The sequence below is a fragment of the Hungatella sp. SB206 genome, from assembly GCF_051132295.1.
In the GTDB taxonomy this organism is placed as follows: Bacteria; Bacillota; Clostridia; order Lachnospirales; family Lachnospiraceae; genus Hungatella; species Hungatella effluvii.
Window position 1 is genome coordinate 2934518 of record NZ_CP096603.1, and the last position, 14054, is coordinate 2948571.

The following is a 14054-nucleotide window of genomic DNA, read 5'->3' on the forward strand; positions in this document are numbered from 1 at the left end:
ATATTTCCGCAAAAAGCGGGTGTTTGAATGCCGCGGTGACTCCTGCGCAGTATAAGCGGATGATCATTATGGGAAAATACAGGGAGGAATACGGGAAATGGGATACGAGTGTGATAAATGTAAAATTCTGATCGTGGAGGACGAGCTGCTGGTCAGAAAGGCGCTGCGCTACATCATCGAACAGGAGAGCGATGAATTCGAGATCATCGGGGAAGTGACGAACGGGGAGGAGGCGCTGGAGTTTCTGGAACAGAGTTTGCCCCACATGATGATCTGTGACATTATGATGCCTCGGATGAACGGGCTGGAGCTTTTGCGTGCCGTAAATCTAAAGTATCCGGAGGTGTCCACCATCATTCTGAGCGGATATCAGGATTTTGAATACGTCAAAAGTGCGTTTAAATACGGTGTTTTTGATTATATCCTGAAACCGGAGCTGGAATCCGACTATCTGCTTAGGGCTCTCCGCCTCTTAGGCAGAAAGAAGGGGGTCATCCATGCCAAGGATCACGGGGGAAGCGGCGGAGAGGAAGCGTGTCCGGAGCAGGGGGACGCCTGCACCACCTATTATCTGATCGCCATACAGCCCGGGAAGATCCTCCAGGGGGCAACCAACAAGCAGGAGCTTACCATCGGCCACATGGAGGAGATGATAAAGGAAGCGTTCGGGCGATTCTATCTTGACAGTTTTATACTGAAAAAAAGCCAGGTGTACATCTACACGATCGGCTGCTTTTACCCGGAAATGTTTGACGAAAAGCTGCGCACGGTGACCGGGCAGGGCACCGCCTATCTGCGCAACATTGAGATGATTATCAGCCCGCCCTATGGTAAGGGCGTTTCGCTGGAGACGGAGGCACAGAAGCTCTCGGAACTGTTCTCCTACCGGTTTTTCGACAGCCGGAAAGATTATCTCGATCTGAGAGAGAACGGGATTTTGCAGCTTCCGGCCCTGGACCAGAAGACCGTGTGCGATCTGGTGCGCCAGCAGAAGGCGGGAACCGCGGGAGCCGTGCTGGTGGAGTACTTAAGCTCTCTGCGGGGCATGGCGGTCAGCGAGATGGCCGTGAAGAAGCTGATGGAGAGTACGCTCTATAACACGATTTTTGAACTGAATGAAAATGATTTCTGTCCGCCCCAGCTGGAAGAGCGCAAGCTGTCCTTCCTGACGGCCATTGGCACCACCGACAGCCTGGAGGGACTCATCGGAGCCATTGCCGCCATCTATCAGGAGATCGGGCAGATTACGGAGGAGGCGAGGGGGAGCGGCCTTTATTTGAGGATCACGGAGTATCTGTACCGGCATTACAGCGAACCGGTGACGCTGAAAACTCTGGCTGCGGATTTTAACATGAATTATTCGTACCTCTCCTCGTATTTTTCCTCTCACATGGGGCAGGGAATCAATGAATTCTTAAACTCGGTCCGGGTGGAAAGGGCGAAAGAGCTGCTTACCGCCTCAGAGCTTTCCCTGTCGGAGATTGCGCAGGAGATCGGATATACGGACCAGAGCTATTTTGGAAAGGTCTTTAAGAAGCAGACCGGCTACTCTCCGCATACATATCGGAACCGGGCGAGGCGCCAGGGGGAAAAACTATGAAGAGTCAGATTCGGTGGGGTACCTTTTTTAAGCTTTCTCTGGTAGTGGTGAGCAGCATTGTCCTGACCAATTTCTGCACCATCGCCAGTTCGGACTGGATCACGAAGAATCTTTTCATCCAGTCGTCCACCTTTTTAAATGCCAAGCTGATGGACAACATCAAGAAAAAGGTGGAAGAAAACAACAACTCCTATTTAATGCTCTTAAGGCTCCTGGAGACGAAACCGGCCTTGAAGAATTACTTTCTCGCCGCCGACGCCTGCGGCACGGAGAAATTTATTAAGACGTACGACATCCTGAAGGTCTACCACGATTCCGTGCCTTCCGGCACGGCTCAGAACCTGGTCGCGATCAGCAATCAGGGCAGTGCGTTTTCCTTTACAGGGGAGAGGATCTCGGTTCCTGTGGAAGAGATAGAGAACATGCCCTGCTCCCTGAAGATCAGCGAGACCAGCAGACGGCTCCAGTATACGTATCAGGACCACGGCATTACCGATGATTTTAAGGACAGGAAATGTGTGATAGCAGCGCGGCGGCTGTTTCTTCCGTCCTCCAGTGAAAGCTTTGCCACAGCCTACATTACGATTCCCGAGGAGGAATTCTATCAGATGTTCAGCGAGGCCGTTCCGGAGGGCAGCCGCATGGTAATCCTGTCTTCCGACGGCCAGATTGTGTCGGGCAATATGAAAGACAGTCTGGGAAGCGAGGAGACGAAGCTGCTCTCGCTGGTCCGTTCGATGAGGGAGAACGGAGACACATACCGGACCGTTAAGGAGAACCATAAGCCGGAGATTGTGATATCGGGATACATACCGGAGCTGGATATGTACATGGTCAACACGGTGGAGGAAGCGGCCCTCTTAAAATCCTACGCGGGAGTCCGCCGTAATATCCTTGTGACTGGCTTTCTAATCACAGGGACAGCCATTGCCGTGGTATTCCTCATCATGCGCCGCATCGTATCGCCCCTTAATTTCTTCATCCAGCAGCTGGAAACATTTAAAAACCGCAGATTCGAAAAGGTGAGCCCTGTGAAAGGCAACTCGGAGGTGAGGCAGATGGCGGATGTCTACAACCGGATGGTGGATGAGATTGACAGTTACGTCAAACAGCTGATGGAGGAGCAGGAACGGGGGCGGCGTCTGGAGATTGAGGCGCTGCAGATGCAGATCAACCCGCATTTTATGTATAATACTCTGGCCTCCATCAAGTATCTCACCTGGGAGAACAACACGGAGAAGGCCTCGGATACCATCAATGCGCTGATCGCTATTTTAAAGAAGACGATCGGAAACATGGAGGAGGAGATCACGCTGCGGGAGGAGATCGATCTGGTCCGGCAGTATGTGTTTATCAACCAGGTGCGGTACGGCGACCGCATCGAGGTGGAGTATTTCCTGGCAGAGGAGGGCATGGAATGCATGGTGCCCAAGCTGATTCTGCAGCCATTTATCGAGAACGCCTTTTTCCATGCGTTCCAGAATAAGAAGGAGGGGAAGATCCGGATCTTTGCAAAGAAGCAGCGGGATGACTTGATCTGTGAAATTATCGACGAGGGAGACGGCATGTCACAGGAGGAGACGGCGGACCTGCTGAGCAGCGACAGGAGACGCCATCTGACCGGAATCGGCATTCCCAATGTCCATGAAAGGCTCCGGCTGATCTACGGGGAGGAGTACGGCGTGACCATACACAGTGTAATCGGAACCGGCACTTCGGTCAGCCTGAGACTTCCTTATCACCTGAAAAAAATGTAACAGTTCAGACGGCTTATCTTTCTGACCGAAAAGGCTGGTCAGGAAGCATCGGATATTCATCCGATGTGAAAATTGGTGCATAAAGCCGCTTACAAGCAAGGTTGACGCCGCTTCCTGCACCAATTTTCCCGCCGACTGAACTGTTACGAAAAAATTACCAAAATTATAAAAAAGTACTTTTTTCCTTTTGCCTTCGCATGAATTTAATCACATGATGCTGTATTATTCCAAATAAAATACGATATTTTTGTGAGTTATAACGATAAAATAAAGGCATCATATAGAAAAGGAGAAGACAGAGATGAAAAAAATGTATTTGTTTGCGGCAGCAGTAGCCCTGGCTGCCAGCCTGACTGCTTGTGGGAGCAAGGCACCGGTTGACAATGCGGGAACGCAGACTGGGGAGGGGACGACGAAACAGGAAGCTGCCGGCACCTCCTCGGGGGACAAAAAGACGGTGACCTTCTGGGCATGGGATAAGGAATTCAATATTGCCGCGCTGGAGATGGCGAAGGAAATCTACGAGACGGACCATCCGGATGTGGAGATCAACATCGTGGAGGTCGGCCAGAATGATGTGGTACAGAAGCTGAACACCGGCCTGGGATCAGGCTCCTTAAAGGGCCTTCCGAATGCGGTTCCCATCGAGGATTACCGGATCCAGTCTTTCTTAAAATCTTATCCGGGAGCATTTATGGATCTGACTTCCGAGATTAATTACGACAATTTTGCCGCATATAAAAAGGGACCGATGACGCTGGAGGGAAAATCCTACGGCATTCCGTGGGACAATGGAGCCGCCGTCCTCTACTACCGCAAGGACATGATCGAGCAGGCGGGGTATACCGAGGAAGACATGCAGGACTTAACCTGGTCCAAGTTTATCGAAATGGGCAAAAAGATCAAAGAGGCCACGGGGAAGAAGATGATCTCCATGGACCCGAGTGACATCGAGTTAATGAAGCTGACCATGCAGTCGGCCGGCACCTGGTTCACGAAAGAGGATGGAACGACTCCAGACATGGAGAATAACCCAGCGCTTAAGGAATGCCTGCAAATCATCAAGACCATCACCGATGACGATCTGGTCAGAACGTACAGCGGCTGGGCGGGCCTTCTGGAAGGCGTGAACAAAGGCGAAGTGGCATTTCAGATGAAGGGCTGCTGGTTTACTCCTTCTATTATGAAAGGGGAAGGTCAGGATGGCTTGTGGAGAGTTGCAAAGATCCCGAGACTGGACAGCGTTCCCAATGCAACCAATGCTTCCAACTTAGGCGGCGGCAGCTGGTACATCCTAAACGGCGTTGAAAATTCCGATATCGCCCTGGATTTCTTAAAAACCACCTTCGGCGAGAACAAAGAGCTTTACAACCAGCTGCTGGATGAGAAGGGAATCGTAGGAACGTATTTACCGTCTCAGGAGAGCGATGTCTATAATAAAGAAATTCCGTTCTTCGGCAACCAGAAGATTTACCAGGAGATTGCCTCCATTACAAAAGAAATTCCGAATGTAAACTATGGTACCTATACCTATGCGTTCCAGGATATCGTGATGGCGGAAATCCAGAAAATCCTGCAGGGCGAGGACATCGACGCCGCCATGAAGAGCATGCAGGTTCAGGCGGAAGCACAGGCCCGGTAAGACCTTTGGGAGGAAAACAATGAATAGTAAGAAAATATCCAGCGTTATAAAGGGATGGTTATTCATTGGTTTCGGCACGCTGATTATAGTGATATTCTGCTTTTATCCCATGATAGGAGCGTTAGCCAATTCATTTCAGACAGGAATGGGGATGAATCTCCATTTCTGTGGGCTGGCTAACTATAAACGGCTTCTGGTCGATCCCATATTTCTGTCCTCAGTTAAAAATACATTTCTCTACCTGATTGTCCAGGTGCCGGTTATGCTTTTTCTGGCCATGCTGTACGCAGTGCTCTTAAACGATAAGAAACTGAAATGCCGCAGCTTCTTCCGCATTGCGATCTTTCTGCCGTGTGTTACCTCTCTGGTAGCCTATGCAGTCCTCTTTAAGAGCCTTTTTTCCGACAGCGGTTTTATCAATCAGATGCTGATGACACTTCATGTGATCCAGTCGCCGATCCACTGGCTGACGGACGCCTTCTGGGGGAAGATTACGATCATTATCGCAATCACCTGGCGCTGGACCGGATACAACATGATCTTCTTTTTATCCGCGCTTCAGAATATCGATCCCGAGATTTACGAGGCTGCGGAGATCGACGGAGCCAATGTGGTCCAGAAGTTCTTTTCCATTACGGCGCCGCTGTTAAAGCCGATTATTCTGTTTACCAGTATCACGTCGATCAGCGGAACACTCCAGCTGTTTGACGAGGTGGTAAACTTAACCCAGGGAGGACCGGGCAACGCGACGATTACGATGTCACAGTACATCTACAACCTCTGCTTTAAATACACGCCCGACTTCGGATATGCCTCCGCGGTTTCCTATGCAATTCTCCTGATGATTGTCGTTCTCACAGCAATCCAGTTTAAAGTGACGGGAGGGAAGAAACATGATTAAAAAAACAGCAAAATACGTATTCTTATGCATTGCGTCTTTTCTGTCCATCTTCCCGTTTCTGTGGATGATCATCAGTGCGACCAATGCCTCCGTCGATATCACAAGCGGCAGGATGATGCTGGGGAACCAGTTGTTTACAAACATTCACACGCTGTTTACCACGACGAATATTGTGACGGGCATCAAGAATTCCATGATCATTACGGTAATCGCCACGGTTCTAACGGTCCTGGTAGCCGCCATGGCCGGATATGGATTTGAGATTTATAAGAGCCGGATCAAGGATAAGGTCATGGCGCTCCTTCTGATGTCCATGATGGTACCCATGGCAACGCTCCTCATACCCCGCTACCGCATGTTTGCAAAATGGGGACTGCTTAACACATTTTTATCTGTCATACTGCCGTCCATGGCGACCGCGTTCCTGATCTTTTTCTTCCGTCAGAACACGAAGTCCTTCTCGAAGGAAATCCTCCAGGCTGCCAGGGTAGACGGACTGGGAGAAATGAAGTCCTTTTTCCTCATTTACTGCCCGGTCATGCGTTCGACCTTCGCGGCGGCCACCATTATCACCTTTATGAACATCTGGAACAGCTACTTATGGCCGCTGGTTGCCCTTCAGACCGACGACAAGATGACCCTGCCCCTGATCATATCCGCCATGAACTCCGCTTACACACCGGACTTTGGAATGATCATGGTAGCCATCGTAACGGCGACCTTCCCGACCGCAGCGATTTTCTTCATCATGCAGAAAAGCTTCGTAGAAGGAATGCTGGGCTCCGTTAAGTGATGGGGGGGGGGACGCCCCGTGCCAATGCGTCAGGCCCAGGCTGCGGGCGGATAGGGGCGGGACCGCTATGGTTATTCCGTGTCCGTCTTGCTTCCTACTCACCATAAGAAAGTCCGAACCTGTCGTACACGCCAAATGCGGGCGCGTTCGCCAGGCTCGGACTTTCTTATGATTCGTATCCAGATGCCGGCACACTGGAATAACCATAGCGCTCCCACCCCTATCCGCCCGCAGCCTGGGCCTGACGCAATGGCACGGGGCTGTGTACCTCGGGAGCCAGGATGGCAGACCCGCTGGTGTGTTGGAGGTTTTAGTGTTTTATATTTATGAAATAGTATTGTTTTTGCTTTTGTTTTTGCTTTTTTTCCGGAGCAGCCAGTACACAGCCCAAATTCTTGTGGGGAGGGGGAGGCGGGGAAGAGGGCAGGCTTCCTTTTCCGAGGCTCGCAGGAACTTAAGCCGGAAGGCAGGAAAAAAGGGTGGTGAAATCTGGCCTCCAAGCCAGATTTCAAGTGCACATGGAGGAGAAGTCCTTCAGGAGTTCTCCGTAATTTGCGCGATCCGCCCTTTTTTCCTGTCTTCCGGCTTTAGTTCCTGCCGCCGAGGAAACAAGAAGTCTGCCCTCTTCCCCGCCTCCCCCTCCCCGCAAGAATTTGGGCGTAACCAAATCATTTTGACATTTTGCATAGAAACGTGTTATATTTTTGTAAATACTTACAAATACTTCGTAGGAGAGCATTTCATATTGCCTTTTAAAGGCCCGGGGAGGTATACTAGAGGAGTAAGAACGGAGGCATAACATGAAACTGAACAGAACGACACAGAGAACCGTGGAAATTTTAAAGATGATTTCCAGAACACCGGAGGGAGCGACGCTCGATGATCTCTGCGAGAAGCTGAAGCTCCCGAAGACGAGCGCCTACGATATTGTGACGACGCTGGCCGAGATGGGGATGGTCAATGTGGCCAGGGGGCAGAAGCAGAGCTATACTATCGGGCTGATGGCCTACCGCATTGGAATTAACTATACGAATAATCTGGATTTTATCAGCACGATTGAACCGGTGCTCAAGGCATTTTCAAAGGAAGTGGGCAAGACCGTGTTTTTCGGAATCCCTTCCGACCACCACGTTGTTTACATATGCAAGTTTGAGCCGGAAAACCCGATCATTACCACGGCGACGGTCGGCTCGAAGAATCCCATGTACTGTACCTCGCTGGGAAAGGTCATTCTTGCATACAGTGACGAGGAGACGAGAGAGCAGGTGATAAACAGGATCAAATTTGTCAGGCATACGGATCGGACGATTCTGGGAAGAGAATCGCTTTTAAAGGAGCTGGAGAAGGTCCGGGAGCGCGGGTACGCGTTCGATGCGCGGGAGATGGAAGAACATATGCAGTGTGTGGGTGCCCCCGTGTTCGACCGGGATGGTTCCTGTCTGGGGGCGATCAGCGTGTCCAGCTTATATAAGCCGACCGAGGATTACGAGGCGCTGGGAGCCCTTGTCGCGGAAAAAGGACAGGAGGTTTCAAGACTGTTAGGGTTTCTTGGAAAAATATAAAGATTACCTGTTGACAAAATGAAGAGAAACGATTAATATTCAAGTATAAGAATCGCAATTATGAAAGACATTCGTATATGCGAATAAGAAGGAGAGAGCAATCATGAAAAAAGAACAGGTTTTAGCAAAGATGAAAGAAGACTGCCTGGTAGCCGTTGTTCGTGCAAAGGATCTGGAGCAGGGCGAGAAAGTGGTTGACGCCATCATCGCAGGCGGCATTAACTTTATTGAGATTACCATGACCATGGATGAAGGCAACCCGGTTGAATTCATCGCAAAGATGGCTGAAAAATATAGAGATAACAAAGACGTTGTTATCGGCGCAGGTACTGTACTCGATCCGGAGACAGCAAGAGCCGTTATTCTGGCAGGCGCCAACTACGTTGTAAGCCCTGGCTTAAACGCAGATACCATCAGAATGTGCAACCGCTACAGAGTTCCGATGCTTCCAGGCGTTATGACACCAACCGAGGCGATCACCGCATTAGAGTGCGGCTGTGACGTTATCAAGATCTTCCCGGGCAACATCATGGGACCGGCAGCCATCAGCTCCTTCAAGGGCCCGCTTCCTCAGGGTGAGTTCATGCCGTCCGGCGGTGTTGACGTGGACAACGTGGACAAGTGGATCAAGGCAGGCGCTTACGCAGTAGGAACCGGCAGCAGCCTGACAAAGGGCGCCAAGACAGGCGACTTCGCGGCAGTTACAGCAAAGGCTCAGGAATTTGTAAAGGCAGTTGCGGCAGCACGCGCATAAGACAATACCCGGCACTGGCATCAAAACAGAAAATGGGTAACAGTTCAGAGGGCGGGAAAATTAGTGCAGGAAGCAGCGCCAAGCTTGCTTGTAAGCGGCTTCCTGCACTAATTTTCACATCGGATGAATATCCGATGCTTCTTGACCGGATTTTTCGGTTAAGAAGATGAGCCGTCTGAACTGTTACGAATATAGATTAAAAAAGGAGATTAAATAATGGCAAAAGTAGTAACAATGGGCGAAATCATGTTAAGATTATCTACCCCGAACAATGAGAAGTTTATCCAGGCAGATGAATTTGACGTAAATTACGGCGGCGGCGAGGCAAACGTAGCAGTTTCCCTGGCTAATTACGGCCATGACGCAGAGTTTGTGACAGCAGTTCCGAAGAACCCGATCGGTGAATGCGCAGTAGCGGCATTGAGAAAGTACAACGTATGCACAAAGCACATCGCAAGATGCGGCGAGAGACTGGGGATCTACTTCTTAGAGACCGGTTCCGCCATGAGAGCGTCTACGGTTGTTTATGACAGAGCTCATTCTTCTATTTCCACAGCAACTGAGGCTGATTTCAATTTTGATGAGATCTTCGAGGGCGCTGACTGGTTCCATTTCACAGGAATTACACCGGCAGTCAGCGATTCTGCGGCTGAACTGACAGAAGCGGCCTGCAAGGCTGCCAAGGCTCACGGAGTTACTGTTTCCGTAGACTTGAACTTCCGCAAGAAATTATGGTCTTCCGAGAAGGCTCAGAAGGTCATGACAAATTTAATGCAGTACGTTGACGTATGCATCGGCAACGAAGAGGATGCAGAAAAGGTTCTCGGCTTCAAGCCGGGCAACACCGACGTAACCTCCGGCGAGCTGGAGTTACAGGGCTATGTTGACATCTTCAATCAGATGATCGACAAGTTTGGCTTCAAGTATGTTATCAGCTCCTTACGTGAGAGCCATTCCGCTTCCGATAACGGCTGGTCAGCCTGCATCATGGACGGCGCAACACGTGAGTTCTATCACTCCAGAAAGTACCACATCACACCAATCGTAGACCGTGTAGGCGGCGGCGACTCCTTTGCAGCCGGCGTGATCTGCGGCATGGTTGACGGCAAGGATTATAAGAGTGCACTGGAGTATGCGGTAGCTGCTTCAGCATTAAAGCACACCATCCCTGGCGACTTCAACCTGGTTACAAGAGAAGACGTTGAAAGCCTTGCAGGCGGGGACGGTTCAGGACGTGTACAGAGATAATTAAGACAGCGGGGTCATTCTAATCAGCTTTTATAAGCTTTTGCAGAATGGCCCTTTTTAGAGGTCAAAACAATCTGGAAGTGAGGAAGATCGATCATGAGTAACAGACCATTTGATTTGTTAAGTTTAGGCGAACTGCTGCTGCGTTTATCTCCGGCCGGAGTGGAGCGCCTGGTGCGCGGTGATTCATTTCAGAAGCAGGTGGGCGGAGCAGAGTTAAACGTCGCAGTCGGCGCAGCCCTTTTAGGACTTCACACCGGCGTGGTGACCCAGCTTCCATCCCATGACATGGGCAATTTCGTGAAAAATAAAGTGCGTTCCTACGGAATCAGCGATGATTTCTTTGTCTATGACCACAGCTCCGATGCGAGACTGGGCCTCTATTACTATGAATACGGCGCCCATCCCAGAAAACCGAAGGTTATTTACGACAGAAAGAACAGCTCCTTCTACGGCATCAGTGTGGACTCGTTCCCGGAGGATATGTACCGTGCGGCGACCTGTTTCCACACGACGGGAATCACCCTGGCTCTGTGTGAAAACACGAGAAAGACTGCCATTGACATGATCCGCAGGTTTAAATCCACCGGCACCATCATTTCCTTCGATGTGAATTTCCGCGGGAATCTGTGGACGGGAGAGGAAGCGAGAGAGTGCATCGAGCAGATTCTTCCCTATGTGGATATTTTCTTCTGCTCGGAAGATACCGCCCGGCTGACTTTTCAGAAGACGGGAACGGCCAGGGAGATGATGAAGAGCTTTACAGAGGAGTACCCGATCTCCATCGTGGCATCCACCCAGAGAGTGGTGCACAGCCCGAAGAGCCATACCTTCGGCTCCGTGATTTACGACGCGGCCAGAGATGAGTATTACGAGGAAGAACCCTACCGCAATATAGACGTGGTGGACCGGATCGGAAGCGGGGACGCCTATATCGCGGGCGCTTTATACGGACTGTTGAGCAGCGGCGGCGACTGCATGAAGGCGGTGCGTTACGGCAACGCGGCCAGCGCCCTGAAAAATACCATCCCCGGCGACCTGCCGACCTCGGATTTAGAGGAAATGAACATGATTATCCGTGAGCACAACCAGAAAGGCCCGCAGAGCGAAATGAGCCGGTAAAACTGGAAAATTATGGTTGACAAGACGGGGTTCTGAATCTATTATATTAAGTAATGGCAAAACTGTCGAAAGGCAGCGACGCAAAGCTAAAGGGCCGTATGGGCAGCCAGCTGCTAAAACCTTACGATATGTTGGGGCTTCAGCCAGATTAATCTGACTGAAGCCTTTTTTCGTGTATTGGAGAAAAGCTGTCAGACCAAACGATGTTCTTTCACAGAGTGTTTTTAAAGGGGCCATCCCTGACATATTTCTGCTGCTTGATTCGTAAATGGCGACCTGTTGGAAACAAGGAGGGAAAATGTGAAAAAGGAAAACAGCTTCAGCAGGAATCATGTGAGAGCGGTGATGCTGCTCGTTGTGCTGGTTTTGGCGTTTATCTATCTGTTTCTGTATGACTTTTCCAGGCGTGTCGATCATCTGATGACAGACATGACGACAGAACACCTTGCGGACGTCAATGACCAGTCCCAGACTGCGGTTAAGACTGAACTGACCAGAGTGTTTGAAGAAGTGAGATATGCGGCAGACTTTCTGTCGGAAACACCTGAACTGACCGAAGAATCCCGTCAAAGAGTTTATGAACAGCTGAAAGAGAAGTGTGGATTTGCCAATATCAGGCTGGTCTCGGCTGACGGAGGCCTTTATACCGTAGGACATGAGATTCTTCCTCCGTCTGTAGGAGGCTATGTGGAAGAAATCTGCAGAGGGGAGAGCGGAATGACGGACGTTTTTCTCTCCAGTGTAACGGGGCAGGAGGTGTTCGCTTTTTACGCACCTGTTATGCAGGGAAAGACTGTGGAAGGCGGAATCGCCGGAATCATGATCGTGGATCAGATGGTGGATATGGTAACGACCAAGGGGTTTAATTCTGGAAGCTACAGTTATGTGTTAAAATCGGACGGAACAGTGATCATGCAGACCAGCCATGAAGACAGCCTGTACAGCGGTCGTGAATATTTCAGCTTTCTGCGCAGCGATACGGATATGGATGCAGAAGCTGTCAGCGATTTACAGAAGAAGATGGAACGAAAAGAGCAGGGCGTTTTCCTGTTTACAGTCGGGAATGAGAAGCGGATCGTATACTATGCACCTGCCGAGATCAACGACTGGTATGTGCTTACCGTTGTTCCCTATACGGTTTCCAACTGGTACCGCGAGCACATTCGAGAGACAGCCTTATTCCTTACGGTGAAGATGTTTGTACTTTTCCTGGCGGAACTGGCGGTTATCATCCTCTGGTCAAGAAAGACGAGAAATATCATTCTGGACTCGAAGGAGGCCCTGGAATTGGAGAAGAAAAAGCTGGAACTGGCGCTGCTCCATTCCACAGGAACCACATTCGAGTATGTGCCGAAAGAGGACAGCCTCAGCTTTATATCACCTCCAGTTGTAAAAGAAGTGGAATTTCCGACTGTTTTGAAACAGATATCAGCCAAAGGGGCCGCCCTAGGACTGGTAGCAGCAGAGGATCTGGAAAAATGGAAGATGATCTTAAAGAGAATCGCCGAGGGCAAGGAACCGGGACCACTGGAATTTGCGGGCGGAACCTCCTTTTCGGAGGACACGTATTTCCGGCTGTCTGTGACTCCGGTGAGAGCCGGTAAGGGCGAGGTGGCTAAGGCCATTGGAACGCTGGAGGACATCACGGAGGAGCGGCGGATCCGGAGGCGTTTCGCCCAGGAGGAGCAGTACCGTGCGGCACTTCTCTCGGAAGCAGTCGCCATGTGGTCCGTGGATCTCGTAAGGCAGCAGGTGATGGCCTGTACCATCCATGGAAAAAACTGGCTGGAAGGAGGCAAGGGCTTTCTGTACAGCCGAAGATTCATCGAGAAGATGTGCTGTTACATCCATCCGGCGGATCATGACAGGATCGCCGGGCAGATGCAGGCCAACCGGATGCTGGCTGCTTATTATACCGGAGAGCGGGAGCAAAAGGAGCTGTTTCGCGCGACGTACCCCGGCTCGGAGGACTATAAATGGATGACGTGTACGATTTCCCTGCTGACGGAGCCGGTCTCAGGAAATCCGGTGGCATTCGCCTATGTGAGGGATGTGGATGAGGAGACGAAGCGGAAGATGGAACTTATGTATTCCTCAGAGCGGGATCCGCTGACGGGTCTCTACAACAGAAGGAATATTGAAGAGAAGGTAGAACAGGCCCTGAAAAATGAGGACAGCCTGTCCTGTCTGATCATGCTGGATTTAGACGGCTTCAAGGAGATCAATGACAAATACGGCCATCAGGAGGGAGATGCGGTCTTAAAGAAGATGGCGCGGATTCTTTCTGGTGCGTTCCGGTCGGACGATTTAATTGCCCGGTTCGGAGGCGATGAGTTCGTTGTGTTCCTGGAACATATACCGAACTGTGAGTGCGCCAGTTTACGGGCTGAGGAAGTACGCCGCCAGGTTCACGCCCTGACGCTGAACGAAGAGGACCGCATCGTGTCCATCAGCATTGGAATGGCTTTTGGCCCTCGTGACGGGGATACGTTTGAATTACTCTATAAACACGCGGATGAGGCGCTCTATATGGCCAAAGGGCGGGGCAAGAACCAGATTGCGTTTTATGGGGAAGAGGAAGAGATGATGATCCTGGAAAGGCTGGATTAAAGGATAAAAAGTAAAATACCGCTGGCGGAGGATTTCTTCAAATGGAAGATTCCTCTGGCAGCGGT

Annotated in this window: 10 protein-coding genes and 1 riboswitch; all 10 genes read left to right on the forward strand. The window is 50.6% G+C overall.

Going from position 1 to position 14054, the window contains the following annotated elements:
• Nucleotides 1-97 precede the first annotated feature (97 nt).
• The 10 genes from M1L66_RS12755 (at nucleotide 98) to M1L66_RS12800 (ending at nucleotide 13989) form a co-directional block, all read left to right on the forward strand.
• On the forward strand, nucleotides 98-1600 hold the full coding sequence (locus M1L66_RS12755) for a response regulator transcription factor (protein WP_434693373.1): 1503 nt from the start codon (nucleotides 98-100) through the stop codon (nucleotides 1598-1600).
• Nucleotides 1597-3357 (forward strand): cache domain-containing sensor histidine kinase, encoded by a 1761-nt coding sequence (locus M1L66_RS12760; RefSeq protein WP_434693376.1) that lies wholly within the window; start codon nucleotides 1597-1599, stop codon nucleotides 3355-3357. Before M1L66_RS12755 ends, M1L66_RS12760 begins: the two co-directional genes overlap by 4 nt.
• Nucleotides 3358-3658: 301 nt before the next feature.
• On the forward strand, nucleotides 3659-4999 hold the full coding sequence (locus M1L66_RS12765) for an extracellular solute-binding protein (RefSeq protein WP_434693378.1): 1341 nt from the start codon (nucleotides 3659-3661) through the stop codon (nucleotides 4997-4999).
• Nucleotides 5000-5018: 19 nt separating this feature from the next.
• Nucleotides 5019-5900: a carbohydrate ABC transporter permease gene (locus tag M1L66_RS12770; RefSeq protein ID WP_187020869.1), complete on the forward strand. Its 882-nt coding sequence runs from the start codon at nucleotides 5019-5021 to the stop codon at nucleotides 5898-5900.
• Complete coding sequence (locus tag M1L66_RS12775) at nucleotides 5893-6693, forward strand: carbohydrate ABC transporter permease (RefSeq protein ID WP_002600112.1); 801 nt, start codon at nucleotides 5893-5895, stop codon at nucleotides 6691-6693. Before M1L66_RS12770 ends, M1L66_RS12775 begins: the two co-directional genes overlap by 8 nt.
• 800 nt (nucleotides 6694-7493) lie before the next feature.
• Nucleotides 7494-8255, forward strand: a complete 762-nt coding sequence (locus tag M1L66_RS12780; protein WP_187020867.1) for an IclR family transcriptional regulator — start codon at nucleotides 7494-7496, stop codon at nucleotides 8253-8255.
• Nucleotides 8256-8358: 103 nt separating this feature from the next.
• On the forward strand, nucleotides 8359-9009 hold the full coding sequence (locus M1L66_RS12785; protein ID WP_002600110.1) for a bifunctional 2-keto-4-hydroxyglutarate aldolase/2-keto-3-deoxy-6-phosphogluconate aldolase: 651 nt from the start codon (nucleotides 8359-8361) through the stop codon (nucleotides 9007-9009).
• Between the two features lie 216 nt (nucleotides 9010-9225).
• Complete coding sequence (locus M1L66_RS12790) at nucleotides 9226-10257, forward strand: sugar kinase (RefSeq protein WP_002600109.1); 1032 nt, start codon at nucleotides 9226-9228, stop codon at nucleotides 10255-10257.
• 96 nt (nucleotides 10258-10353) lie between these two features.
• Entirely contained in the window at nucleotides 10354-11379 is a 1026-nt protein-coding gene (locus M1L66_RS12795) for a sugar kinase (protein WP_434693383.1), read from the forward strand.
• A gap of 45 nt (nucleotides 11380-11424) precedes the next feature.
• Nucleotides 11425-11497, forward strand: a riboswitch (cyclic di-GMP riboswitch).
• Between the two features lie 182 nt (nucleotides 11498-11679).
• On the forward strand, nucleotides 11680-13989 hold the full coding sequence (locus M1L66_RS12800; RefSeq protein WP_434693385.1) for a diguanylate cyclase domain-containing protein: 2310 nt from the start codon (nucleotides 11680-11682) through the stop codon (nucleotides 13987-13989).
• Nucleotides 13990-14054 lie beyond the last annotated feature (65 nt).